The 25873-nt window shown below is 57.5% G+C and carries 23 protein-coding genes and 3 pseudogenes; 13 read left to right on the top strand and 13 right to left on the bottom strand.

Going from position 1 to position 25873, the window contains the following annotated elements:
- Positions 1-141: 141 nt before the first annotated feature.
- The 13 genes and pseudogenes from AB4N76_RS25115 to AB4N76_RS25055 all read left to right on the top strand — a co-directional run bounded on the left by AB4N76_RS25115 (position 142) and on the right by AB4N76_RS25055 (position 11942).
- Positions 142-1331: pseudogene (locus AB4N76_RS25115) on the top strand (OmpP1/FadL family transporter).
- A 95-nt stretch (positions 1332-1426) separates the two neighbouring features.
- Entirely contained in the window at positions 1427-2905 is a 1479-nt protein-coding gene (locus tag AB4N76_RS25110) for a DUF1254 domain-containing protein (RefSeq protein ID WP_080943011.1), read from the top strand.
- A gap of 150 nt (positions 2906-3055) precedes the next feature.
- Positions 3056-3733: a DUF3313 domain-containing protein gene (locus AB4N76_RS25105; protein ID WP_046028172.1), complete on the top strand. Its 678-nt coding sequence runs from the start codon at positions 3056-3058 to the stop codon at positions 3731-3733.
- Between the two features lie 188 nt (positions 3734-3921).
- Positions 3922-4380 carry a glycine zipper 2TM domain-containing protein gene (locus tag AB4N76_RS25100; RefSeq protein WP_046028173.1) on the top strand — a complete coding sequence of 153 codons (459 nt, stop codon included), beginning with the start codon at positions 3922-3924 and terminating at the stop codon, positions 4378-4380.
- A gap of 494 nt (positions 4381-4874) precedes the next feature.
- Positions 4875-5686: pseudogene (locus tag AB4N76_RS25095) on the top strand (transporter).
- 329 nt (positions 5687-6015) lie between these two features.
- Positions 6016-7404, top strand: coding sequence for a DUF1254 domain-containing protein (locus AB4N76_RS25090; RefSeq protein ID WP_460164639.1), 1389 nt, complete (start codon positions 6016-6018; stop codon positions 7402-7404).
- A gap of 291 nt (positions 7405-7695) precedes the next feature.
- On the top strand, positions 7696-8172 hold the full coding sequence (locus tag AB4N76_RS25085) for a 2,4'-dihydroxyacetophenone dioxygenase family protein (protein ID WP_046028178.1): 477 nt from the start codon (positions 7696-7698) through the stop codon (positions 8170-8172).
- 79 nt (positions 8173-8251) lie between these two features.
- On the top strand, positions 8252-8764 hold the full coding sequence (locus AB4N76_RS25080; protein WP_460163701.1) for a sulfatase-like hydrolase/transferase: 513 nt from the start codon (positions 8252-8254) through the stop codon (positions 8762-8764).
- The gene (locus tag AB4N76_RS25075; RefSeq protein ID WP_460163700.1) at positions 8706-9239 is read left to right on the top strand and encodes a sulfatase-like hydrolase/transferase; all 534 of its coding nucleotides are present in this window, start codon (positions 8706-8708) and stop codon (positions 9237-9239) included. Before AB4N76_RS25080 ends, AB4N76_RS25075 begins: the two co-directional genes overlap by 59 nt.
- On the top strand, positions 9239-9718 hold the full coding sequence (locus AB4N76_RS25070; RefSeq protein ID WP_460163699.1) for a sulfatase-like hydrolase/transferase: 480 nt from the start codon (positions 9239-9241) through the stop codon (positions 9716-9718). Before AB4N76_RS25075 ends, AB4N76_RS25070 begins: the two co-directional genes overlap by 1 nt.
- 183 nt (positions 9719-9901) lie before the next feature.
- On the top strand, positions 9902-10615 hold the full coding sequence (locus tag AB4N76_RS25065) for a hypothetical protein (RefSeq protein WP_460163698.1): 714 nt from the start codon (positions 9902-9904) through the stop codon (positions 10613-10615).
- Positions 10616-11044: 429 nt separating this feature from the next.
- A pseudogene (locus AB4N76_RS25060) lies at positions 11045-11617 on the top strand (anaerobic sulfatase maturase); the annotation flags it as partial.
- A 13-nt stretch (positions 11618-11630) separates the two neighbouring features.
- Complete coding sequence (locus AB4N76_RS25055; RefSeq protein ID WP_460164638.1) at positions 11631-11942, top strand: SPASM domain-containing protein; 312 nt, start codon at positions 11631-11633, stop codon at positions 11940-11942.
- 5 nt (positions 11943-11947) lie between these two features.
- Here the strand turns inward: AB4N76_RS25055 and AB4N76_RS25050 are convergent, their stop codons facing one another.
- The 13 genes from AB4N76_RS25050 to AB4N76_RS24990 all read right to left on the bottom strand — a co-directional run bounded on the left by AB4N76_RS25050 (position 11948) and on the right by AB4N76_RS24990 (position 25781).
- Complete coding sequence (locus AB4N76_RS25050; protein ID WP_046028182.1) at positions 11948-13582, bottom strand: 3-(methylthio)propionyl-CoA ligase; 1635 nt, start codon at positions 13580-13582, stop codon at positions 11948-11950.
- 38 nt (positions 13583-13620) lie between these two features.
- Positions 13621-13743: a hypothetical protein gene (locus tag AB4N76_RS25045; RefSeq protein ID WP_256577132.1), complete on the bottom strand. Its 123-nt coding sequence runs from the start codon at positions 13741-13743 to the stop codon at positions 13621-13623.
- A 14-nt stretch (positions 13744-13757) separates the two neighbouring features.
- Positions 13758-16193, bottom strand: coding sequence for an efflux RND transporter permease subunit (locus AB4N76_RS25040; RefSeq protein WP_077430458.1), 2436 nt, complete (start codon positions 16191-16193; stop codon positions 13758-13760).
- A 36-nt stretch (positions 16194-16229) separates the two neighbouring features.
- Positions 16230-17294: a WD40/YVTN/BNR-like repeat-containing protein gene (locus tag AB4N76_RS25035; protein ID WP_460163697.1), complete on the bottom strand. Its 1065-nt coding sequence runs from the start codon at positions 17292-17294 to the stop codon at positions 16230-16232.
- A gap of 76 nt (positions 17295-17370) precedes the next feature.
- Positions 17371-18732 carry a DUF1329 domain-containing protein gene (locus AB4N76_RS25030; protein ID WP_460163696.1) on the bottom strand — a complete coding sequence of 454 codons (1362 nt, stop codon included), beginning with the start codon at positions 18730-18732 and terminating at the stop codon, positions 17371-17373.
- A 33-nt stretch (positions 18733-18765) separates the two neighbouring features.
- Positions 18766-20595, bottom strand: coding sequence for a DUF1302 domain-containing protein (locus tag AB4N76_RS25025; RefSeq protein WP_460163695.1), 1830 nt, complete (start codon positions 20593-20595; stop codon positions 18766-18768).
- A gap of 46 nt (positions 20596-20641) precedes the next feature.
- Positions 20642-20947, bottom strand: coding sequence for a thiolase C-terminal domain-containing protein (locus AB4N76_RS25020; protein ID WP_460163694.1), 306 nt, complete (start codon positions 20945-20947; stop codon positions 20642-20644).
- Positions 20937-21827: a thiolase family protein gene (locus AB4N76_RS25015; protein WP_460163693.1), complete on the bottom strand. Its 891-nt coding sequence runs from the start codon at positions 21825-21827 to the stop codon at positions 20937-20939. Before AB4N76_RS25015 ends, AB4N76_RS25020 begins: the two co-directional genes overlap by 11 nt.
- 172 nt (positions 21828-21999) lie before the next feature.
- Positions 22000-22569 (bottom strand): helix-turn-helix transcriptional regulator, encoded by a 570-nt coding sequence (locus tag AB4N76_RS25010; protein WP_460163692.1) that lies wholly within the window; start codon positions 22567-22569, stop codon positions 22000-22002.
- 31 nt (positions 22570-22600) lie between these two features.
- Positions 22601-23314 carry a tetratricopeptide repeat protein gene (locus AB4N76_RS25005; protein ID WP_460163691.1) on the bottom strand — a complete coding sequence of 238 codons (714 nt, stop codon included), beginning with the start codon at positions 23312-23314 and terminating at the stop codon, positions 22601-22603.
- 30 nt (positions 23315-23344) lie between these two features.
- A complete protein-coding gene (locus tag AB4N76_RS25000; protein ID WP_460163690.1) occupies positions 23345-24568 on the bottom strand; it encodes an AAA family ATPase in 1224 nt (407 codons plus the stop codon).
- 357 nt (positions 24569-24925) lie between these two features.
- Entirely contained in the window at positions 24926-25474 is a 549-nt protein-coding gene (locus AB4N76_RS24995) for a helix-turn-helix domain-containing protein (protein WP_460163689.1), read from the bottom strand.
- Positions 25449-25781: a hypothetical protein gene (locus tag AB4N76_RS24990; protein ID WP_460163688.1), complete on the bottom strand. Its 333-nt coding sequence runs from the start codon at positions 25779-25781 to the stop codon at positions 25449-25451. The genes AB4N76_RS24995 and AB4N76_RS24990 overlap by 26 nt, the downstream gene beginning before the upstream one ends.
- Positions 25782-25873: the final 92 nt, after the last annotated feature.

Here is a 25873-nt window from a genome sequence, read left to right as displayed (position 1 = left end):
TGGACTTGGGGCGATCTAAAGATATCGATTGAGTCATCTGCTGAGAGGGATTTCATGCCATTAAATAAAAGTGTGTTGTCGATTACTGTCCTTGGTGCGCTGACACTCTTTACCAGTGGCCGCAGTGTTGCCGGTGGCCTGATGTTGTACGAAATCGCCACCGACAACGTCGGGCTGGCCAATGCCGGTGCAGCGGCTCGGGCACAAGGCCCTTCAACCATCGCCAGCAACCCCGCTGGCTGAGTTACCTCAGCGGAACACAGATCTCCGCTGGTGCTCAGGTTCTTTTTGGGGACTTATCGTTCGATAGGAACAGTGAAACCAATACGCCGGGCGCTGGCAGCGGTAACGCGCTCGACCCCATACCGGGCGGCAGTTTCTTCATCAGCCATCAACTGGATGATCGGTGGTCCGTCGGTTTCGGCTCCTATGGCGATTTCGGCCTCACTGAAAACTACGACAACGACTGGTCCGGCCGTTATTTCGTGCAGAACGCGAGCATTGCGGGACTGTCACTGGTACCCAGTGTCGCCTACCGCTTCAACGATCAATGGTCCGTCGGCGTCGGACTGAAAGCCATGTACGGGATGCTGAAGAGCGAAGCCGCCATCGATCAGGCGCCGCTCGGACTGACACAAAAGGTCGACGGCCAATACAAATACCGGGACAGCACATGGGGTTACGGCGCCAACGCAGGCGTCATTTACGCACCAAAACCAGGTACCCGGATTGGCCTGGCCTACACCAGTCAGGTTGACCTCGACTTCGAGGATCGCCTGGATGTGGAGAGCAGTGCTCCGCTGGTGAGCCGCCTCAACAGCGTCAACACCAAGATCGACCTGAAAGTACCGCAAACGGCGACCCTCAGCCTGTACCAGCAACTGGACACGCAATGGGCTGTCCTGGCCTCGGTCAATTGGCAGGACTGGTCGAAATTCGGTGACATCGGCATTGACGTAGACACGTCCCGAACCGGTTCCCGGTCTACCTCGATCGATGCGCATTACAAGGACACGTATCAATTGGCGCTTGGCGCTCAATACCAGATGAACCGGGACTGGCTCTGGGACTTCGGCGTTGCCTATGACACGTCCGCCGTGTCCGACGCAAATCGTACGCCCACCGTGCCCATGGGCGCCGCCTGGCGCTTCGCCACAGGCTTTACTTACTCACTGAATAAAGAGACAGACGTGAATTTCAGTTGGGTCACGGTGTGGATGGGGGACATGTCCGTCGATCAGCAAAAAACGCTGTCAGGCAATCGTGTCTCAGGCGAGTTCGACAACGCCTGGATTCAAGCCCTGACGGCCAACATGACTTGGCGCTACTGAGAAAAATCCAGGATCGTTTCAGGTGTCACGCCTAGTATCTAACCGTGGGCATGAACGCTCACGACACCGGTTTGTACAAAACTAACGAGGTGAAAATGAACAGGAAGTCTCACAGTGGCTGGACATTGGCTGCGGCGGTCGTCGTAGGTTCAACGCTTTTCACCGGGTGCACGAGCAAGCTCGATCCGATCACACAGGCCGACAAGGCGGATGTGGCCAAGGGCGTTCTCGCGCCGAGCCTGGAGCAAACCAAGGCGATCGCCGAGGAAGGCTTTATCTACGGCTTGCCGCTGGTCATGAACTACGCCGTGATGAACGAATTCGCAGTGAATTCCAAGTCCAGCCAGTTCAAGGCGCCCTTCAACCAACTGCACAACGATCATCAGGTCGCGACACCGGCTGACACGGCCATCATTACACCCAACAGCGACACGCCGTACTCCTTCCTCTGGGCCGACCTGCGCGCCGAGCCGCTCGTGATCACCGTGCCGGCCGTTTCCAAAAAACGCTACTACGCGGTTCAAATGATCGACGGCAACACCTATAACTACGGCTACATTGGGAGTCGGGCAACTGCCAGCGCGCCCGGGAACTATCTGATTGCAGGTCCTGACTGGAAGGGGGTGACACCTCCAGGCATCGAGAAGGTGTTCAGCTCCACGACCCCCTTCGCGCTGACACTGATCCGGACCCAGTTGTTCAATCCGGCCGACATGCCAAATGTCGAGAAAGTGCAGGTGGGCTACAAGATCCAGCCGCTGTCCGCTTTCCTCCATCAACCTGCGCCGCCCGCCTCGCCGAAGATTGCTTTCGTGCCGGCCACGACGGGGGGCATCAAGGCCAACTTCTTCGAGTACCTGTCAGCCGCGTTGGAGTATGTGCCGCCATCGGCAGACGACAAGGAGATCCGGTCCAAGCTGGCCAGCATCGGCGTAGGCCCCGGCCGTAGCTTCGAATTCAAGGACCTCTCGCTCGAGCACAAGGCCGTGGTCCTGCTCGGGATGAAGGCCGGCGATGAGCAGGTCGACAAGTTCCTCTCGAGCGGCATGAAAAACATCAACGGCTGGAGCGTCGGCGCGTTTTTCGGCGACCAGGCGTTCTACAAAGGCGACTGGCTGATGCGGGCTAGCGCCGCGAAGGCGGGTCTGTACGGCAATGACGCTGCAGAGGCGATGTACCCCATTACGCGTACCGATGGCAACGGCCAGACGTTGAATACCGGCAAGCACAACTACACGCTGACGTTCCCTGCCGGAAAACTGCCACCCGTAAATGCCTTCTGGTCGGTGACCATGTACGACGGCAAGAGCCAGTTGCTGATCAAGAATCCGATCAACCGCTACCTGATCAATTCGCCGATGTTGTCGGCGATGAAGAAGAACGCGGATGGTTCACTGACCCTGTACATCCAGAAGCATTCGCCGGGCAAGACCAAGGAGTCCAACTGGTTGCCGGCGCCTGACGATACAGCCTATCTGGTGATGCGCCTCTATTGGCCGAAGACCACGCCACCGTCAATTCTTCCCGCTGGTGCGGGCAACTGGCAGCCGCCGGCAGTGGTGGCATCGAAGTAACGCGACGCTTGCGACTGCTTGCAGTTGGCAAGCAGTCGTTCGATTGCTCAGGCTGAGATCCAGTGGGCCCTATTCCGAAAGGGCTGAGGCCACAGGGTCTGACCTTGAATAAAGACATTCAGGAACACATCCCTCAAGGAGTACCGTTATATGAACTTCGCGCACAAATGGATAACGGGTGCCGCACTGAGCAGTTTGTTATTGACCGGCTGCGTATCGAAAGTCACTGAAGCCGAGCAATACTCGGGCTACCTGTCCAACTACAACAACTTGCAGGAAGTCAAAACGGCAAGCGGCGGCACAACAATGCGTTGGGTCAGTCCGTCGTGGAACCCGAATGCCTATGACACGGTGGTGTTCAACAAGCTGGAGCTCTATCCCGCGCCCAAACCCGATGAGCGGGTCAACCAGCAAACGCTGACCGACATCCAGAACTACATGACCAGTAAGGTCAAAGGCACCCTGGGTCAGAAATACCGTGTGGTTTCCAATACCAGCGCCGCGCCGGTGGGTTCCAACACCCTGCTGATGCGTGCGGCGATCACCGGGGTGAATGCCGAAAACGAAGGGATGAAATGGTACGAAGTGGTGCCGATCGCCGCCGTGGTCGGAGCAACACAGGCCGCCACCGGCCACCGTGATCAGGACAGCACTTTGTTCATCGAGGCCGAGATTATCGATGCGAGAACCAACCAGACGGTAGCCAAGATTGTACGCAAGGTGTTTGGTACAACGCTGGAAAACGAGAGCCAGAAGATCACCGCCCAAGACTTCAAAGCGGCGATAGACAAGTTGAACGTCGATCTCTGGGCGTTCATTCGCAGTTAAGCCTTGATTGAACTGCCAACAGACGTTGGCTCAATACACGTCCAGCAGAGGATGCTGACATGTCTTCCTCTTCATCGCTTCCGTCGCGGCCTATGTCACAGGTCCTCTGTGAAGCCGGGACATAGAAACGATTCAAGGACGCAGCTGAAAGGCATTGCAATCAAATACCAATAACGAGGTGCACCGCAATGAAAGTAATCCTGTCCTGGCTGTCAGTCACATTGATGACGGTGCTGATAAGTGCCTGCTCCGCCGTCGGGTCAACCGATGGCGGCGCCGGTGAAATCGAGATTCGCTCAGGGAAGATCGAGCAGATATCGCTGACGCAGATGCAAACCAGCCACGACAGTGGTGTCGGCGCCGTACTCGGTGGTCTTGGCGGCCTGGCGGTTGGCAGCTTGATCGGGGGCGGCACCGGGCGTGACGTCGCCATGGTTGCCGGCGCGCTCGCCGGTGCTGCTGGCGGTAACTACGCCGAGAAGAAAAAGTATGACCAACCGGTCGAGGCGCAACAGATCATCGTGCGGGTCAACAGTGGCGTGCTGGTATCGGTGACTCAACCGATCAATCCGTCCCTGACTAAAGGCTCGAAGGTGTATATCCAGGGCTCAGGCAATGATGCCCGCGTTGTGTCGCAAGGCAGTTAAGGCTGACTGTTCGGATTCGTAAAACACCGTACCTGCCTTCTTAACAAATTTTGTAGGAGCGAGCTTGCTCGTGATGGACTCAAGAGCGCTGCGTTTATTCTGTAAACACGCGATTTCGTTAACGACCATCGCGAGCAAGCTCGCTCCTGCAAAACCTCCCACCGGCATAAAAAGAAAAATGGCCAAATGATTATTAGAGGCATGACCAGCGAGAAGCAGAGGCTACTTATGCAGTAGTCACTGCAACGGTAAACTTTACGCCCCTCTTGACTGGACCCGACAAACACTTGACTGATTGGAGAAGTTAAATTTGTAACGCAAGTAACCTCAGCATGAAACAAGACGTATCAACAACAGAATGGGGGGCTGTTCGCTGCGCTTCAGTTAATTACGACCCACTGCGATTGAGGTATTCAAGTAACTTCTGCTAGTCGTTAGCAGGCTCCCGTTGATAATCGAGGGGCCCGCGGCGATCGGTACCCAGGGAATTCGACATGAACAAGTACATTGAACGACTTTTGCTATCGTCTTTGGTTTTCGGTATTTCCGTTTCCAGTCAGGCCGACGATCAGGCGGAGCTGGCTAAACAGTCATTAAATCCAGTCGCGGCGCTGTACAGCTTGCCCATCCAATACAACTGGAATCGGAAAATGGGGCCCTCCGGCGATGGAATCCAGAGTGTCACCAATATCCAGCCGGTTTTACCCTTCACACTTAATGACGATTGGAATCTGATCTCTCGCACGATCCTCCCGATCATTGATCAGCATGGGCTGGCACCGAGGGGTATCGCCGATAAAAGCGGAGTGGGCGACACCTCGCAAAGCTTCTTTTTCTCTCCCAAAAAGCCGACCGAGGACGGCTGGATCTGGGGTGTAGGCCCCGCGTTGTTGTTACCGACCGGTAGTGATGAGCTACTGGTAGCGAACAATGGGGGATTGGACCGACAGCGGTGGCGTTGAAGCAGGCCAACGGTTGGACGAACGGTATTCTGGCGAACCACATCTGGTCGCTGGACAACAACCCGGCCAATGACAAGGAGAAGGTCAATCAGACATATCTGCAACCCTTTCTGGTCTATACCACAGCGTCGTACACCAGTTTTGGCATTAATACAGAATCCACTTACGACTGGGAAGCCAGGGAGTGGAATGTGCCGATCAACCTGTTCGTGACGCAATTGTTCAAAGTCGGCAAGCAGCCCATGAGCCTTCAGGTAGGGCCGCGATACTGGGCGGACAGTCCTGAAGATGGTGCGCACGGCTGGGGCTTTCGGGTGGCGTACACGCTACTCTTTCCTAAGTGAAACTGTCCGTAAGATTTACTTCAGCATCGGAGGACACGTTGCCGTCATGTCAGCAGCGTTGTTTGATTTGCTGCTTATACTGACCGAGCAGTCTGAGCTTGCCATCCGTCGTGTTTCTCCTTGATCAGTGTTGCGCTCGCGCCCACCCATATCATGTAAAACAAAGACTTACAGCAAGACAAGGAGCGTTATGAGATATCAAGTCGTGAGCAAACGCGACATTGAATATCGCCTGATTAGTAGTTAGCTGGCCGACTCAATCATCTAATGAAAAAAAATGGAGTTTCAGGTTCATGATAACCACACTACCGAGAACATTTGGCTGCGCGATGGCATTGCTCGCATCCTTAGGATTTACGCTCGCCCAAGCAGCGGACATCACTCCCGCCGAAACGAAAGCCATCGCCGAGGAAGGCTACATCTACGGTCTGCCGATCGTAATGAACTACGCGACCCTGTACGACTATGCCGTGGACAAGAACTCCGGCCAATACAAGGCGCCGTTCAACCAGATCCACAGCATGCACAATGTCTTTAGCTACAAGGACACGGCCATCGTCTCGCCGAACAGTGACACGCCGTATTCCATGATGTTCACGGACCTGCGTAGCGAACCGATCGTACTCTCGGTACCGACGGTGGAGAAACCGCGGTACTACTCGGTGCAGCTTGTCGATAACAACACCAACAACTTCGGTTACATCGGCAGCCGTACCACCGGCAGCGAAGCTGGCGATTACATGCTGGTCGGTCCAGACTGGAAAGGCGTGACCCCGCCTGGCATCAAGAAGGTGTTTCATTCCCAAACACAACTCCTCTTCGCGATCTTTCGCACCCAGCTCTACAATCCGGCGGACATGCCAAACGTCGAAAAGATCCAGTCCGGTTATGCGGCCCAGCCGTTATCGGCTTATCTCAAGCAACCCGCGCCGCCTGCCGCGCCGGCGATCAACTTTCCGAAGTTCGACAAGGCCCTGGCCAAGATCGACTTCTTCAAGTATCTGGGCTTTGCCTTGCAGTTTGCCCCGGCCACACCGGATGAAGTTGCGATCCGCGCGAAGCTGGCCCGTATGGGCATTGGCGCCGGCAAGGACTTCAACTTCCAGGATCTCTCCGCCGAGCAAAAGGCCGCCGTGGTTGAAGGCATGCAGGCTGGGCATACGAAGGTCCAGAATGCAGTCAATCATCTCGGCACGCAGGTCAATGGCTGGAACATCGTGAGTTCCGGCGGTAATGCCGCGTTCTACAAGGGTGATTGGCTAAAGCGTGCCGCCATCGCACAAGCAGGCATCTATGCCAACGACGCCGAAGAGGCCACGTATCCGATGGCCAAGATCCTGTCCGATGGGACGCCGCTTGACGGCAGCAAACACAACTACAGCCTCACCTTCCCCGCTGGACAGCTCCCGCCGGTCAATGCCTTCTGGTCGGTGACGATGTACGACGGCAAGTCGCAACTGCTGATCAAGAATCCGATCAATCGCTACCTCATCAATTCGCCGATGCTGCCTGACATGAAGAAAAATGCAGACGGCTCGCTGACGCTCTACATCCAGAAGGACTCGCCCGGCGCGGACAAGGAAAGCAACTGGCTGCCTGCACCGAATGATCTGATCTACATGGTGATGCGCCTGTATTGGCCGAAGACGGAAAACCCTTCCGTCCTGCCTCCTGGCAAAGGAACGTGGAGTCCGCCCCAGATCGTTAAAATCAATTGAGCACCTAACGACCGGTTGCAGCGGACGGCGCTGATGCGCCGCTGCTGAACCGGGGCGTCAGGGTTTCGCAGAGGCCTTGACCGTCCGCTGTCATTACCCAAAGACCAGAGGTGGCCGCAAACCGTATACGTTGTTGTTTGGGCGTTATTTGCACGGCACTCCGTATGCCGCGATTCAACGCAATTGGGTGGATACCCCTCCTCAAGAGGGGGGCGGTGTGAGCACAGCCTGTTCACGATGCTCTCAACGCACCGTGTAAATCCTTCCACCGTCCAACAGAGAACAACAAGCATGTTTTATGAAAACATCGACACCTCCTCCATCAACGACGAGGACCTACCGTGGGTTCCGTTCGCACCTTACAGCGATGAAGTTTTCATCAAATACATCAAATGCGACCCGGTTCGCGGGGAAACCATCACCCTGCTCAAGGCCCCGGCCGGGTCTGCTCTGCCCAAGCACTATCACTCCGGCACGGTCATCGTTTACACCATCAAGGGTGGCTGGAAATACCTGGAGCACGACTGGATCTCGACACAGGGCGGCGTGGTGTTCGAAACCGCAGGTTCCAGCCATACGCCTATCGCGCTGACTGAATACGGCGATGAGCTGATCACCTTGAACATCACCCAGGGCGACCTGCTGTATTACGACGATAACAACAACGTCGTTGCCATCGAGAACTGGAAATCCAGCGTGGATCGTTACCTGGCATTCTGCAAAGCCAATGATATCGAGCCCAAAGACATCACCAGCTTTGCGGTCTGACCAGCCCTCCATTCTCTCAGCCGTCCGGTGTTCGACCGGGCGGCTGCGCCGTTGTAATGAATAAAAAACGGAGACACCCATGTCCCAGAAGCTGCAACCCGCCGGGCGTTTCACCCTGAAACTCTGCGCACTGTTGGCCAGCTCGGTCGCATCCGCACAAGACTCGCTGCCCTTCCCGCCGACGCCTTCGGCCAGTGACGCCAAACCGACGCTGCAAGAATCGAAGCACCAGAAACGTCAGCCTCAATCTCACCTTCCTGCCGAGGCCCCCAATATTCTGGTGATCATGCTTGATGACGCCGGCTTCGCGCAGTCCGACACCGTCGGCGGCGCAGTCCATACGCCGACCCTGAGTCGAGTCGCCGACAGCGGTGTGCGCTACAACGCTTTTCATACCGCGGCCATCAGCTCCGCAACTCGCGCCGCTTTTTGCTTACCGGACGCAACCATCACCGAGTTGGCAACGGCGTCATCGCAGAACTGGCCACTGACTGGGATGGCTACACCGGCAAGATACCCAAAGCTCGGCGACCATGGCCGAGGTGCTCAAGCAATATGGCTACAGCACCGCCGCGTTCGGCAAATGGCATAACACACCCCCCATGGACACCACGGCGGCCGGTCCTTTCGATACTTGGCCGACGGCCTACGGCTTCGAACATTTCTACGGATTCCTGGCCGGCGAAACCTCTCAGTACGAACCGCGTCTGTACCGCGACACGACGCCAATCGAACCGGCGCGAGATCCGAAATATCACCTCAGCGAAGATCTCGCCAATCAGGCCGTAAACTGGCTGCAAGACCATCAGACCTACGCGCCAGCAAAACCATTTTTCATGTATTGGACACCGGGTGCCGTACATGGCCCGCACCAAGTGAATGCGCAATGGGCCGATAAATACAAAGGCAAGTTCGACGGTGGTTGGGACACCTATCGTGAGCAGACGTTTGCTCGCCAAAAGCTCTGGGCTTTATCCCGCAGGACGCCGTCCTCACCCCACGCCCGGCGGAACTTCCAGCCTGGGACAGCTTGTCTTCCGAGCAGAAACAGTATCAGGCACGGTTGATGGAGGTGTATGCCGGCTTCCTGGAACATGCCGACACACAGGCCGGCAAGATTCTCGACGAACTGGAGCGTGAAGGTAAGCGCGACAACACGCTGATATTTTATGTCTTCAGCGACAACGGCGCTTCTTCCGAGGGGATGGAGGGCACGATTAATGAGTTGCTGGCCCAAAACGGGATTCCAGTTCCCAAAGAGCAGCAGTTGAAAGTCCTCGACGAGATGTATGGCGGCTTGTCCGCGCTCGGCGGCCCTAAACTTGAAAGCATGTACAACGCCGCGTGGGCCTGGGCAGGTTCAGGGCCATTCGTAGGCACTAAACTTGTCGCCGGCTACTTCGGCGGTACGCGCACGCCGCTGGCTGTTTCCTGGCCGAAACAGATCAAGGCCGACGCCAGAGTTCGCACACAATTCCACCATGTCAACGACATTGCTCCGACAGATCTACGACGTGCTGTCGATCACGCCACCCAAAGAGGTTAACGGTATCGCTCAGGACCCAATGGATGGAGTCAGCATGCGCTACACCTTCAACGACGCTCTGGTGAAGTCGAAAAAACCGACGCAATACTTTGAAGTCTTCGGCAGTCGCGGCGTCTACAAGGATGGCTGGATGGCCTCGGTTTTGGCCCGCGCAAACCCTGGGTGCAAGGCTTTGCGCAGTTCATGGGCTGGAATCCGGCGAATGATCAATGGTCGCTCTACAACCTGCAAAACGACTACTCCCAGGCCAACGATGTAGCCGCGAGTCATCCGGAAAAACTTGCGGAGCTGAAGGCCGAGTTTGACGTGCAGGCCAAGGCTAACCATGTCTATCCGATTGGTGCCGGTCTCTACCCCTTCCTCGATCCGACTGCACGAATCTCTAGCAGCCAACGCGAATGGCATTTCAGTGATCGCGTCCATCGCTTTCCGGAGTTTGCTGCCCCCAACCTGCGCAATCAGAACAGCAAAGTTGTCGTCGACGCCGACGTTCCAGCTAACGCCACCGGCGTGTTGTATGCCTTGGGCGGTATCGGTGGCGGGGTCAGCCTGTACATGGATGACGGTTTCCTGATCTACGAGTACAACGCGCTGGCTATCTCTCGAGTCAAACTGCGTTCGGCCGAACGAGTACCCGCAGGCAAAGTCAGTATCGAAGTGCTGACGACCCTGTCGTCAGCCAAGCTCGGAGGACCGGCCAGCCTGAGCTTGCGACTTGACGGGCAGGAAGCCGCCAAAGGGGTGACGCCGTTCACTCCGGCACTGACGTTCACCGCCAGCGAAACCTTCGACGTGGCTGAAGACCTCGGTTCCCCCGTCACCCTGGACTATTTCGAGCGTGCGCCCTTCGCATTCAATGGCAAGGTCAAGGATGTACACGTGACGTATTTGCCTTGACCCTCTATGCCGCCCGGATAACCGGGCGGCAGAACTGATGACTCCCGGACCCTGCCCCCATGCCTACCCACGAAACCCCGCCCCAGGGCTTGCATCTCATGGCCAAACCCGTCGGGCCGATCTGCAACCTCGATTGCAGTTACTGTTTCTACCTCGAAAAAGAACAGCTTTCCCCCCTCGGGAACGCTTCAGCATGACCGACGATGTGCTGCGTCAGTATGTGCAGCGCTACATCGAGGCCCAGCCCACGCCTGAAGTCGAATTTACCTGGCAAGGCGGCGAACCGACGTTACTGGGGTTGGATTTTTTCAACGCGCGGTCCTGTATCAACGCCAGTTCGCAGGGAACAAAGTCATTCGCAACACGCTGCAGACCAATGGCACGTTACTCAATGACGACTGGTGCGCGTTCCTCGCCCGTGAACGCTTCATGGTGGGGATCAGCCTCGATGGCCCGCGATTCGTTCACGACCTCTATCGCTCCGACAAGCGCGGACACTCCAGTTTCGATGATGTGATGCACGGTCTCGAACTGCTCAAGCACCATGGCGTCGACTTCAATGTGTTGGTTACCGTGGCGCGCGATGTCGCCAGATTCCCCTTGGAAATCTATCGTTTCCTCAAGTCTGAGGGCGTTCGTCATATTCAGTTCAACCCCGTGGTGGAACGCGAGCCAAGCGCCTCACAGGTCAGTCTGGGTCTGCATTTCGCTATCCCGCCGGAATTGCGCTTGCACGTGGTGCCGGAGCCCGCGATGGTGACGGAGCAAACGGTTGCACCCGAGGCCTATGGCGATTTTCTCATCACGATTTTTGACGAGTGGGTGCGTGAGGATGTCGGGGAGGTTCATGTCATGAACTTCGAATGGGCACTGGCCTCATGGTGTCAGCTGCCGGCCTCGGTGTGCCTGTTCAGCCCTCGCTGCGGCAAAGCGGCGATCGTGGAACACGACGGCAATGTCTACTCCTGCGATCACTACATGTATCCCGAGTATCTGCTGGGCAACCTGAAGACCGATGATCCTGCCGTGCTACTCGCCTCTGCTGCGCAACAAGCCTTTGGTGCCGCCAAAGAAGAAGACACTGCCGACGTATTGCCAGCAGTGCGATTACCGCTTCGCCTGCCATGGCGAATGCCCGAAAAACCGCTTCATGAATGCGCCCAACGGCGAGCCGGGCCTGAACTACCTGTGTCCGAGCTACAAGAAATACTTTCGTCACCTGACGCCCTACATGAACGCCATGGCCCAACTGGTCAGCCACCAGCAACCCGTGGCGTTGATCATGCAGGCCTTCGCCGGCCCGCTGATCGTGCCCCTGGATAAATAGCCTTTTTAGCTCTGAAATCTGAAGTCGCGAAACTGTTCGCGAAGCTTCATCTTTTGCAATTTTCCGGTGGCGGTATGCGGCAGCGCTTCGACGAAGGCCACATCGTCCGGCAGCCACCACTTCGCCACTCGGCTTTGCAACACCGTCAGCAGATCGTCTTTGCTCGCGGTTCTACCAGGTTTGAGCACCACCACCAACAACGGCCGTTCCTGCCATTTGGGATGAGGGATGCCAATCACCGCCGCTTCAGCGACGGCCGGATGACTGACGGCAGCGTTTTCCAGATCAATCGAGGAAATCCACTCGCCACCCGACTTGATAACGTCCTTGGCGCGGTCGGTGATCTGCATGTAGCCGTCAGTGTCGATCGTTGCGATGTCACCGGTATCGAGCCAGCCCTCGCTATCAAGAATCTGCCCTCCCTCGCCGCCGTAATACTGGCTGGCGATCCACGGTCCCTTGACCAGTAGAAGACCGCTGGCCTTGCCGTCTCGCGGTAGTTCAGCGCCTTGCTCATCGACAATCTTCATCGACACCCCAAACAACGCCCGCCCTTGTTTGGCCTGCAAGTCGAGCACTGCTTCCAGCGGAGCATCACGGTGTTTGGGCAACGGATTGCAGATGGTGCCCAGCGGGGACATCTCGGTCATCCCCCAGGCATGCAAAACACGCGCATTGAAACGGGTTTCAAACGTATCGACCTGGCTGCGCGGCGCGGCGGCTCCGCCGATCACCACCCGGTTCAGGCACAGCTCTGTCGCCGGTTGCAAAGCCTGCGCCTCAACATGCTGTTGCAGCATCATCCACACCGTCGGCACACCCAGCGCCAGGGTCACCTGTTCATCCCGCATCAGCGTGTAGAGGCTCTCGCCGTCAAGTGCGGCGCCCGGCAACACCAATTTGGCGCCACACATTGCGGCGGCATACGGCATCCCCCAGGCATTGACGTGGAACATCGGCACGACCAACAACGCTGAATCCGCCACCGATAGACCGAAGCCATCCGAGGTACACAGCGCCAGCGAATGCAGGATCGAAGAACGGTGCGAATACAGCACACCCTTTGGATTGCCAGTGGTACCCGAGGTGTAGCACATTGACGACGCCGTGCGTTCATCGAACTCAGGCCAGATGAAGTCGTTGCTGTGCTCGGCGATCAGGTCTTCGTAGCACATCAAACCAGGCACATTGATTGCCGGCATTTGCTCCCGGTCACACAGAGCGATGAACGCTTTGACTGTCTTCAGGCGCGGCGCGATCTGCTCGACCAGATCAGCGAACGACAGGTCGAAAAGCAGGTACTGATCCTCGGCGTGGTTGGCGATGAATTCGATCTGCTCGGCGAACAGCCGTGGGTTGATCGTATGCAGTACCGCGCCCATGCCCGAGACACCGAAATACAATTCCATGTGCCGGTAACCGTTCCAGGCCAGGGTGCCGATTCGGTCGCCAGGTTGCACGCCCAATGCAACCAGCGCATTGGCCACTTGTTTAGCGCGTTCGCCGATGTCGGCGTAAGTGCAGTGATGCACCGATCCATCTGCCGTGCGTGAGGCAATTTCAGTGTGCGGATGCGACTTCAGCGCATGTTCCAGAACGGAAGAAATCAACAGTGGTTGATCTTGCATCAAGCCCAGCATGGTTTGTGTTCCTTTTATTCTTGTTTGATGTCGATGTTTCAGAAATGGCAAAGGCTCACAGGTCGCCGACTTTCGACAAATGCCAGCGCGGCCGCGCGACCGATGCCCGAGGCGGCACCGGTGATCAGCACGTTCTTGTCTTTGAGTTCGGGGATGGCCATGAGGGTTTCCGGTTTCAAGGAGCACGACGGAGCAAGAAATGCGACAGTGCAGGGATCAGCACCAGGGCGCCGACCATGTTCCAGATGAACATGAAGGTCAGCAGGATGCCCATGTCGGCCTGGAACTTGATCGGCGACCACGCCCAGGTGATCACCCCCGCCGCCAGGGTGATGCCGACCAGCGCCACCACTTTGCCGGTGAACGCCACGGAGTTTTTGTAAGCTTCGGTCAACGACAGACCGGCACGCTGCTGAGCCAACTGAACACTGAGCAGGTACAGCGCGTAATCGACACCGATGCCGACACCCAAGGCAATCACCGGCAAGGTCGCGACCTTCACGCCCATGCCCAGCCAGACCATCAACGCCTCGCAGAGAATCGACGTCAGCATCAACGGCACGACCGCCACCACCACCGCTCGCCAGCTGCGGAAGGTGATGAAGCACAGCACGATCACCGCGCCATACACGTAGAACAACATGGTGCGATTAGCGTCGCGCACGACGATATTGGTCGCAGCTTCGATCCCGGCGCTACCGGCGGCGAGCATGAACTGCCGATCATCGTTGCTGTGTTCACGGGCGAACTGATCGGCCACTTTCACCACGTGATCGAGGGTTTCGGCCTTGTGGTCGGAGAGATAAGCGATCACCGGCATCATCGAACAATCACTGTCGAACAGTTCCGGGTTATTCACCGAGGCCTGCTGCGCGCCGTAGTTCAGCACGTTCTGGTTGCGCGCGACGGTCAGCATTTTCGGGTTGCCTTCATAGGAACCCGCCGTGATCTGGCGCACAGCGTTGACCAGCGACACGGTAGTCTGCACGCCCGGTTGCTGTTGCAGCAACCAGCCCAGACGGTCCGCTTCTACCAGGGTTTCGTATCTCAGGCAGCCTTCGCTGGCGGTTTTGACCATGACCGCAAACTGGTCGCTGGACAGCGAATAGTTGGCCGTGATGTAGGCGTTGTCGCGGTTGTAACGCGAATCCGCACGCAGCTCAGGTGCACCCGGATCGAGGTCACCGATCTTCAAATGCGTGCTGACCACGAAACCACCCACCGCCATCAACCCCGCCACCACCACCGCTACCGTCGCCCAGCGACGTTCGGTGAAACGGTCGAGCAGGTTCCACAGACTGCCGAGCCCCTTGCCTTTAAGCTCCTTGTTTTCCTGACGCAAGCTGCGCGCCGCCGCTTTCGGGCTGACACCCCAATAGGACAGCAGTACCGGCAACAGCACAAGGTTGGTGAAGATCAATACTGCCACGCCAATGCTCGCGGTGACGGCCAGATCCTGGATGACGGGAATGTCGATCAGCATCAACACCGCAAAGCCCACGGCATCAGCCAGCAGTGCGGTCAGTCCGGCCAGGAACAATCGGCGGAAGGTATAGCGCGCGGCGATCAATTGGTGAGTGCCACGACCGACGTCCTGCATGATCCCGTTCATTTTCTGCGCGCCGTGGGAAACGCCAATGGCGAACACCAGGAACGGCACCAGAATCGAAAACGGGTCGAGTGCGTAACCGAACAACGTGATCAAACCCAGTTGCCAGACGACCGCGACCACTGAGCACAAAATCACCAGTGCGGTGCTGCGCACGCAACGGGTGAACGCATAGATGATGACGGTGGCGATCAGCGCTGCCGCGCCGAAGTACATCATGATCAGCATCAGGCCATCGATCAGATCGCCCACCAATTTGGCGAAACCGATCACGCGGATCTTGATCGGGCCTTTGCCCTCTTCACCGGCGAGGTGTACCGCGCTGCTGCCGGCAAACTCAAACTTGTTGCGTAGCTGCTCTTCAAGCATCCGCGAAAAATGGTGATAGTCGATGGCGGCGCCCGTGACCGGATCCTTCTCCAGCAGCGGCACCACAATCATGCTCGATTTGAAATTATTGCCGACAAGACTGCCGATGATGCCGGAACGGGCGATGTTCAAGCGCAGTTGCTCGACCCCATTGGTCGAGCCGTCGTATGAGTCCGGCATGACCGGGCCACCACGGAAGCCCTCCTCCGTGACCTCGGTCCAGCGCACGGCAGGCGTCCACAATGACTTTATCCAGGCCCGGTCCACGCCCGGGGTCAGGAACAAGGTGTCATTAACCTGCTTGAGCACCTCCAGGTATTTCGGGTCGTAGATGTCGCCGCCGGTGTTTTCCACCACCACCCGAACCGTATTGCCCAGTCCGCGTAACGACTGGCGATTCTCAAGGTAGTTTTTGATGTACGGCTGACTCTGCGGAATCATCTTTTCGAAGCTGGCATTGAGCGTCAGCCCAGTGGCCGCGAAATAGCTCAGCACTACCGTCACGATCAGGCAGGTCAGCACCACCAGCAGGCGATTGTTAAAAATCAGGCGTTCAAGGACATTGCCGGAGCGTGCATCGAAGCCCTTCAGCTCTCGGATCACCGGCATCGTATCGAGGTTGTAGTTACCCATGAAGTGGCTCGTCTCTTTTTATTATGTGGGGTGGGCTCATTCGAAGGGCAACTGGCGCAAGCCCCGTGCGCCTGCGACCACCACGGCGCCTGATGCGATGGCCTGCGCCGCAGCAGCAGGCCCCAGGCGCTCTTGTGGCTTTAGCGTGAAACTTGCTCCGTCGTCGGTGCTGACAAGCACATGCCCGGCCTGGCTGACCAGGATGATTCGGCCGTCGGCGGTGATCGTGCTCGCGGTGATGCTTGAGGACAGACCCAGTTCAACCTTGTCCCAGTTCACGCCGTGATCGACGCTGCGATAAACATTGCCCCGCAGGCCATAAACGAGCACCGAGCCCGGCTTGCCGGTGATGCCGAAATAGCTGCCGCTGTAGGGCGTCGGGAGGTTGATGAAGCGTTGCGTTGCCGGGTCCAGTTTCAATACCAGGCCTTGCTCGCCGACAATGAACAGGTCATCACCGATTGCACGCATCCCGTAGAAATTCAGCGCCCCCGGATTGTCGGTGCGATCCATCAACGGAACCCAGTTCCGGCCGCCGTCTTCGGTGCGGAAAATCAGATTGAACGCGCCGACGATGTATCCGGTTCTATCATTGGCGAACCAAACGTCCAGAAAAGGTTTGTCAGCCCCTTCATCGACCATTCGTTGAGCCTCAGCCAATAACGCATCATTGGGCTGTTGCCCTTCTTGCCTCTGAAAATGTTCGAGCATGATCTGCCCCACCTGACGGCCATCGAGCTGGCGCGTCCAGGTTTCACCCCTGTTGTCGCTGTGCAACACAATGCCGTCGTGCCCGACCGCCCACCCCTGCGTCGGGCTCGGAAACTGCACGGCCACCAGATCGGAACTCACCGGCACTTCTGCCTGGTGCCAGCGGACGCCGTTATCATCGGAGTAAAAAATATGGCCGCGTTGGCCCACGGCGACCAGGCGCTGACCTGCACGGGTCAACCCGGTGAACACCCCGCTAATCGCCTTGTCACTCTGAATCGCGGGGCTCGACAGCACGTCGACAAAATCGGCGGCGACTACGGCTCTGGTAAATGGCACAGCCAACGCCACCATTAGCGCAGTGAACGTAATCCATCTAAATGTATTCATGAGGTTTACTCGGCAAAAAAGCCGCCGAACAGTGCGATACACACTGTCGGCGACAAAAAAACACCTGCGTTATGGCTCAGCGAATACCCGTGCCGGCCAATGACTCAGGTGCCCACTGCGCTTTCGAAAGCGGGTCGATGTACTTGACACCGCCATACGGCCCGTAGATGCCGGTGATGTTGTAGCTGCCAGAGACCAAGTCATAAATCATGTGGTTATCGGAATTCGGCGCCTGCACGTCATAGCTGTATGCCATGTGTGCAAAGGACCCGCGGTACAGCTTGCCGCTGGCGTCATATTCATCCGAAGCCAGGGCGATCCAACTGTCTTCGTCGAGGTAGAAGGTGCGCTTACTGTAGATGTGGCGTTTGCCCGGTTTCAGCGTGGCTTCGACCACCCACACGCGGTGCAACTCCCAGCGCATCAGGTCCGGATTGACGTGATGCGGCGTGGTGATATCCGCCGCTTGCTTGTGATAGTTCAACTTGTACGTGTTGTAAGGAATGATCATTTCCTTCTTGCCGACGAGTTTGAAGTCGTAACGGTCCATTGCGCCGTTGAATACCCAGGCATCGTCATAGGTCGAAGCACCGGCCGAGCCAGGGTTTGGCGTGTCGTAGGCGATATCCGGTGCGAGTTTCACGCGGCGCTGACCTGGCAGGTATTGCCAGCCACGACGCTCCATTTTCAGAGGGTTGACGGCATCCTGCACCAGGATGGCTTCGCCTGCGCGACGGGCCGGGGCCTGGTAGTAGAGTTTGGTCTTGAAGAACAGATCCGTTTCTTTCGCCGGTTCCATACGCTTGGGATCGTACAGCGGGTATTCCAGATAGGCATTACCGGACGTGGCCAGAATTGCCCTCCCGGAACTGTCGACGTTCCAGGAGTCATATTTCAGATTGGTGGCATACCCCTGATAACGCAGCAAGTGGTTCCACATGGCCTCATAGCCATCTTTCGGGATCGGGAACGGAACGCCCGGCAATGCGTTTTCCAGCGCTACCCCGCCTTCGAGTGTTTTGGTGCCGACGGCGTTTTTTTTGGTGTTATCCAGCAACCGTTGAGGCAGCGCAACGCTGCGATGGGTCGGAAACACATCGACCCGGAACGTCGGGTAACGCTTGAGCAGTTCTTGCGTGGTCGCGGTCAGTTTGTCGGTGTATTGACTGACGTTTTTTCCATCGACGACAACGCGTGGCTTGTCGGCCTCATAGAGGTCCGGACGGAACGAACTGCCCGGTTGAAAACTGGCCGGCGCCGTGGTGAGACCGCCGGTGTAGGACGGAATGGTGTTGTCGGCATTGCCGGCCTTTTCAGCGCCGACGCCTGTCAGGCTGTTGCCGAGTTTGGCCGCTTCATCGGGGGACACGGCTGCGTGTGCCGCACCAGCGATGGCAACGGTCAATGCAGTGAACAAAAGCGTGTTGACGAATTTCATGGGGTGACTCCTGCTAACAAGCAAAGACTTCGATCAAATGGTCGTTTTGAAGGTAAAAGTGACCATGCCCCGATCCTTGAGCTGAGGCTGAGTACCGCCGAAAGCAGTGGTCTGCCCCGGTACGCAGTTGTATTGGCCGTTGGCCCCTGGTGCGGCGCCCTGGCCCTGTGCACCTGCACCACCGGCTGAGCCGCAGGTGTCGAACGGACCAAAGTTGTCCACGTACTTCAGGTCAAACCGGTACTGGTTGTGCACGTCCATGCCTACGCCCACCGAGTAACTTCCGGAGTCCTTGTTACCCCCGAGCTGGACCGACGAGTTGCCCGCAAGGCCGACGCTGTAGTTGGCCGGCAGGTACATATCGATGCCGGGGAACACCTGATACCAGGTCGGGTTGAAGTTGACGCCCAGGACGTAGTTGTCCTTGGTGACGTTGTCGACACCGCGATACCAGTCTTCGCCTTTGAACAGCTGCTTGTTCTCGGTGACGTCCAGCCAGCGGCTGTAGGCGAGTTCAACCAACAAGGTCGAGCTGTCCCAGACCGGTGTCGCACCGAAAGTGGTCAAGCCGTTGAGCACCGCGTGCACGGTGTTGCCTCGGGCCACACCGTTGTCACCATCAAAGCTGCTGATGAAGCCAGGCAAACCGGCAGCACCGGCTGCCGGATTGACCGTTGCCGGCACGCTGGCCAGCGGCATGTTGTGGCGATAGTTCAGGTCGAGACCGACGCTGACACCTTCGATGCTTTTCGACAGGCTGATGCCGTAGATATCGATGTCGTCGACATAGAACTGGTTGTAGCTGCCAGCGTTGCCGGAGATCAGTTGCGCAGGACCGACCGCGGTTGGCTGCAACACCAGATTCGGCAGAATGTCGGAGGTTTTGCGGTAGTAGAAACCCAGCGTACCCTGCAGCCATTCCGGGCTCCACTTGGCCATCAGGCCGAAGTCACCTTGGTTGTCCGGGGTAAACGTATGCCCGTTGGTCAGCCGTAAAAACTGGTTGGCACCCAGTGGACCGGGTGTGCCAAACCGAGGGTTTTGGCCACCGATCAACGACAGGTTGTGCCCGCCATTTTGAATGCCGTCGTTGAACCCCAGATAAGTACCCGACTCCGGCAACCGCGCGGCGTCCCAGTCCAGGAAGTACTGCGCGGCGAGGGTCAGTTCCGGGTTAATCGTTAAACTGGTGGACAACTGATTACGCGGAATGAAAAGTTCTTTGGCTTCTGTTCCCGGGACCGCCAGCGACTTGGAAATATCCAGGCCGGACTGGCCATAACTGTTGCCATGGGCAAAGGCGAGGATGCTTTCGCCCCAGTAAACGGTGTGCTTGCCGAGCTTGCCGCTGAGCAGTGATTCATCGCCGACATCAATGCTGCCAAACACGAAGGCATCAAGGATTTCCGAAGAAGGACCGTTGTAATACCGATCGGCGTAACCACTCTGGTGCCGGGAATCCGGCTGGCCGCTGTTGAGCTGATTGGTCGAGGCATTGTCGCTGCCTATATCGTCGTAGGCGTGGTCGTACCAGGTGTTGGCGCTTACGCGGAAACCGACTTTTTCTTTGTAGACCACGTCCAGTTCGGACAGCACATCCATTCGTTGAGCCACCGCACTGCCGGAGGAAAAGTTGCGATCCCCGTCATTGTTGTTCCACGAATTGGCCAACTTACTGTTGGGGGCCTCCACGCGCTGGGCGTAGTTGAACTTCAGCGTGTTGTCGAAACGAACCGCAAAGTCTTCATTCCCCGTGTTGATCTCCACAGCCCCCACGGGCGCGATGCCCAGGCCGGTGAGAATGGCGGAGGCCAACAACCCTTTGCGAAGGTTTGCATGGCAGATCTTATTATTTTTGTTCATCTAGCTTGCCACCTGCTCTATGGTTTACGAAAAGTCATGGGTTGATTCACGGCGTAATGAGCCTCCTCTCAGGTGCGCTGCAAAGGGTGACCGACACCGCCCGGCCCAGGGCGGTGCTATGTTGTAAAGCCGTGCGGGCACCAGCAATTTGCCTGCCGTCGGCCATGTCGCGCAGTTGCCAGACCAACTCGACCAGTTGCGCCAACCCGGTGGCACCCGGGGCGTGACCACGTCCCAGCAAGCCACCCGATGAGCACACCGCATTCATCTGTCCTTTCAGGCGGTGTCCTTGCTGCACGAATCGATCGATCTCGTCCTCCCGGCAAAAGCCCAGCGCGGCGCTATTGATCATGAAGTCGCCGACGCTTTGGTCGTGCAGTTCCAGCCACGTCGATGTCTTCCGCACCGAGGCCCGCCTGCTGATAGGCCAGCTGCGCGACTCGCCGGGTGGTCGCCTGTCCGAGCACATCCAGCACGCAACCCGATTCCTGCTCTGAAGCGCTGTCACTGCCCCTGGCACTGGCCAGCACGGTGACGTCCGCCCGAGCGCCGAAGCGCAGGGCGAAGGCCGGGGTACAGAGCAGGATGGCCGCCGCACCACAGGCGGGCGGGCACACATAAGGCGAGAGCCAGCCGTCGCGATCCGGTAGGCGGTTCAACACGGCGTAGGGATTGAGCCCGGCCTGGGCCCGTGCCCGCTCAAGCACTTGATCGAAGCTGCTTTGAGCAATGCCCATGTGTGTCAATAACCAGCTGGTTTGGGCAGCGAACAGCAGCGCCGGTTGTTGTCGACGCTCGATAAAGCCGATGGGGTTCTCACCCTGCCTGACCTCTGACGACTCATCGCGAGCGAGATCTTTCAATCCGAAAAATCCACGATTGGAAATGCGTGCCGGCATGCACTCGACGCCAACCAACAGGACACATTCAGCCTGGCCGCACAGCAGGCTATTGCGGGCCAACTGGAAAGCACTACTGGCCGAGGCGCAGCCGTCGCCGAGGCTGAAAATCGGCACGCCCAAGTAGCCAATCTGCGACAACATCTGCTCGGCGATACCGGTTTCACCGTATACGCAGGAAGTAAACACCTGGTCGACCAAGTCATAGTCGATCCGCGCATCGGCCAGCGCCGCACGAATGGCTTGCCCCGCCAACGCCGCATGACTGTCGGAGCCACCCAGCGGTAGAAACGGCACCATTCCTGCACCGGCGATCAGCACTTTTTCAGACATGAACCTGCTCCCACTCGCCGATACGTTGGCGCTTTTGTGAGGTCAGACTATTGCGAAGTCGAAAAGCGAACCCCCCCATTGACTGGGGGGGCGGCTGGAAATCGATTTCTTTTGGGGGGCGGGGGGGGATTGAAGGATGATCCGAACGGATCACCTCGGGTGGCGGACCGCATTAGCTCGCTGTTTCGAGAATTCCCAGCATGTATGCACGCGCGACAACATGCTGTCTTGTGCCGGCCTGGAATTTTCCAAACAGGTTTTTGAGGTGCCACTTCACGGTTTCCTCGCCGACATTCAGCGCCAGGGCGATTTGCTTGTTGGACAGATTGCGAGCCAATAACTGCAACACCTCGCGTTCCTTGGGCGTCAAAAGACGACTTGGGGACACGCTCAACGGGGTGGATTCCGGTCGCGGAACAGGTGCGGGGGTAGAGGTCGCTGCGAGCAAATCGACGGTATCACGCTGGAGCGTCTGCTCCCATTTGATCAGGTCGGGATGGGTGTCCCGCACCACGCGTAACATACCGTTTTCTTGCGCGAGGCTGACAGCCTCCAGCAAATAGTCAGTGCCACCCTGTCCGGTCGCACGAAGTGCCAGTGCCCTGAGCAGCTTGATCTGCACGATGTCTCGTCCACGCCGCAGGTATTCGGCCGTTTCGCCAACGTTGTCCAGCACCGCCAGCATAGCCTCCCAGTCACGTTGGGCCAGTAAGGCATAAGCGGTGGCTACCCCGGCCAGCAAGTCCAGCTCCGGACCCAGCAACCCGGCTCGCTCACGGGCAATAACCGGCGTGAAACTGTCCAGCCGTCGCCATAGTGCCTGACAGGTATCGCTGCGTCCCTGCAAGGCATGCAGGCGTATTTGTTCTCCCAGGGAGGCAATGCAAAATCGTGGAATATTTCGCTCTTCTCCAGGGCGAATAACGCCTCAAGCAGATCCTGCCCGCGATGCCCCTGCCCCTGGATTGAAGCCAGTCGAGCGGCGGCGAGAAACCCCTGCACAATGGCATCGGGGGACGCCAGGCGTTCAACGATATCCAGCCTGTTCGCCAGCACCGTAGCGGATTCCTGAATTTCCCCTGTTCCAGCAACACCGTCGCCAGAGCGCTCGCTAAAATGACCGCCACCGGACTGCGCCGACCGATGTCCCGTTCGGCATGCAACAGGCTGTCGTGCAACGCCGTGCGCGCCGACACCATTCGCCCCTCGTATAGATAAGCAAGACCGACCACCCACTCGCCATACCCGCGAATGGCATCAAGGCCAGGACTACCCGCGTAACGCGGTGCTCGCTGAAGGATTCGTCGGGCTTTCTCCGGTTGTCCCTGCAACAGCGTCAGCCGGGCGATCTGGCTCGCGACAATGGCTTGCACCTTGATTGATAATGAAGGCAATCGATCGACCCAAGGCATGATGAGTTCATGCGATTGATCCGGATGGTCCGCAAAATAGGCGGCGGCGGCGGCGATGGCGGCCGCTTCTGACAACGTGTCGCCTCGTCGGCGGACGGATGCTGTTCAATAGCAGCAATCAATTGCGCTGCCTCCTGCCTGACGCTCTCCCAATGCGAATGTCCAGGCCGCCGCCAGGCAGATGCGCGGATGCGACAACACGTCAGCGGGGCCAAGCTCCTCGACCCACTCCAGCACCCGGCTGAACTGCCCTTGCAACATGACTTCGTACAGGCATTTGCCGATCAACGTATAGGCCGATTGGGGCATGTCCGCCAACAGATATTGCCGGGCGGCCAGCTCCAGGAAACCATGGTGTTCCAGCCACACAGCGCCGCGCCGGTGATAACCCTGACGCTCCTCCAACGGCAAGTCGGCAAAACGGCCGAGCAGAAATTCCCGCGCCAATGGATGGATGCGCACCCAGTCACTGTCGATACTTTCAACAAAAATCGGTGTCGAGGCACACAACTCCTTCAGCAATTCACCCGAGCGAGGGTTACCCGTCAGTGCCTCACATAACAAGGGCTGGACCATTTCCAACAATGCAACGCCGGTCAGAAAGCGAACCTGCTCCTCCCGAAGATGTGCGACCAGACTGTCGACGAAATATCGCTGGATATCACCCGAACAAGTCGACAACTCTTCGACTGCCGCACTTCGATTCGGACTCTTCTCCAACGCCGAAATCGCTAATTGCAGGCCAAGCGGCCAGCCTTCGGTTATCTCGTGCAGCCGCACGCAGGAGTCGGCATCAACCCTTGCGCCGAAACGGTCATTGAGAATGGCGATCGCCTCTTCCACATTCAGTCGTAAAGCCGCAGTCATGATCGTCGTGAAAAGCCCTCTTGCCGCGAGGTCCGTCACTTGCAGATTCAACCGTGTACGAGAGGCCATGATGATGCGCAAATTGGCCGGCGCGTTGTGCAACAGGTACGTCAGGGAGTGACGGATCGTCAGCTCGGGCAGGGTATCCACTTCATCCAGAATCAATACGGTTTCGCTACCCAGATCAGCCACTTCCGCCAACCACTGCGTCAGCCCTTCCTGTTCGTCACGCCCCAATCCCGCAATAGGCTCGAATGCGCGGGCAAACAACGACCGACCGCTGCCAATTGCCATGGCAGCTCCCAGCCCCTGGACAAAACGAGCACTATCATCCTGTGCATCCAGCGTCATCCAGGCCACCACTGCGCCGTGAGACAAACATTCACGGCGCCATTGGGTCAGCAGAAAGGTTTTGCCGAAGCCTGCCGGCGCTTGAACGGCGATCACCACTTTGTCTGTCAATTCCTGGGTATGGATACCCAGGCGGTTTCACATCCGTGCTGATTTCTGACTACGCGGCGGTGTCGTTTTGAGGATGAGTTGGGGCTCTGTGCAATCCATTTTTCAGACCTTGGTGGTTGGGAGACGCTTACCTAAGGAGCGTCTGAAGGTCGCTGGTCGTGGCCTTTGATGACAACTTTGAAGCCAGTGATTTTCTGACTTGAGTTCTGCAGGTTCTCGCCACACACCGCTGGATGCAGGTCCTCATGGCCGAACACTACCATGGAATAGTCCGAGGGCTTGAACCCCGGTGCAATCCAACGCAAGCCGCTTGTGTACTTTCGGTGGAGCGACTTGCTCGCCACGCCAAAGAATCCGCTACCTTCCATTCAGGGCTCTGTATTCGGCCGGTGTACTGGCGTGCGCAACTTTGAACGCTGCAGTCAGGTGACTCTGAGAGCTGAAGCCACACTCAAGTGCCACATGCAAAATAGGTAGATCGGTCTGCATGAGCAGATCACGCGCATGTTCCAGTCGAACATTCATCACATAGCGATGGGGCGGCATCCCCATGGCGCGCTGAAACAGCCGTCGGAAATGAGCCGGGCTGACACCCGACTGGCCAGCCAGCGTGCTGATCGACAGATCCTGCCCCAGGTGCTCGCGAATGAAGACCAGTACTGCATGTAGGCGCGCCAGATGAATATGCGGCGGATAAATACCTCGGCCCGCGTCAACTCGTAACGCACGATACACCTGCTCAAGCATGACCATGGCCAATCTTGCCATGAACCCCTGATCAGCCCCTTTCCCAAGACTTAGCTCATCCATCAATTGCCGGGCCGCTGCGCTCACCAAACCATCACTGAAGGGCAATGGTGCCTGCGCTTCAGCGCATATCTCACTGCAATTGTTGAAACACGCCATCAGAGCGCTCGGGCAGATAAAAAACCGCGAAATCAATGCTGCCGGAATAGTGCCAATGAGTGGCACAGCGCGCAGGCACCAATATTGACAAACGAGGCATTGATGTAGAGCGCAACTCGCCCCCTATCCCCTCCTTCACCCGTGAGCCACCGAATTGAGTCAACAGAACCATGCTGTCAATCGGCGGTGCTGAGCGATCAGTTGCATGTAGAAAATAGCGCTCTGCATACAAGGGCATTTCACTGCATACCATGCCGCCAAGCATGGGTAGTCCCAGTGTTTCATGTACTTGCAGCTGCGGATTCATGGGTATCTCAGGATGAGCATATTTTGACAAATATGACCGCTTTTCAGGTGAGTTGTCGATGCTGGGAAGAACAATAATCGGCCAAATATTCC

The organism is Pseudomonas sp. S2_F03 (assembly GCF_054668335.1).
Note: the sequence above shows the minus strand (reverse complement) of the source record. Positions and strands in the feature narration are given on the sequence as shown.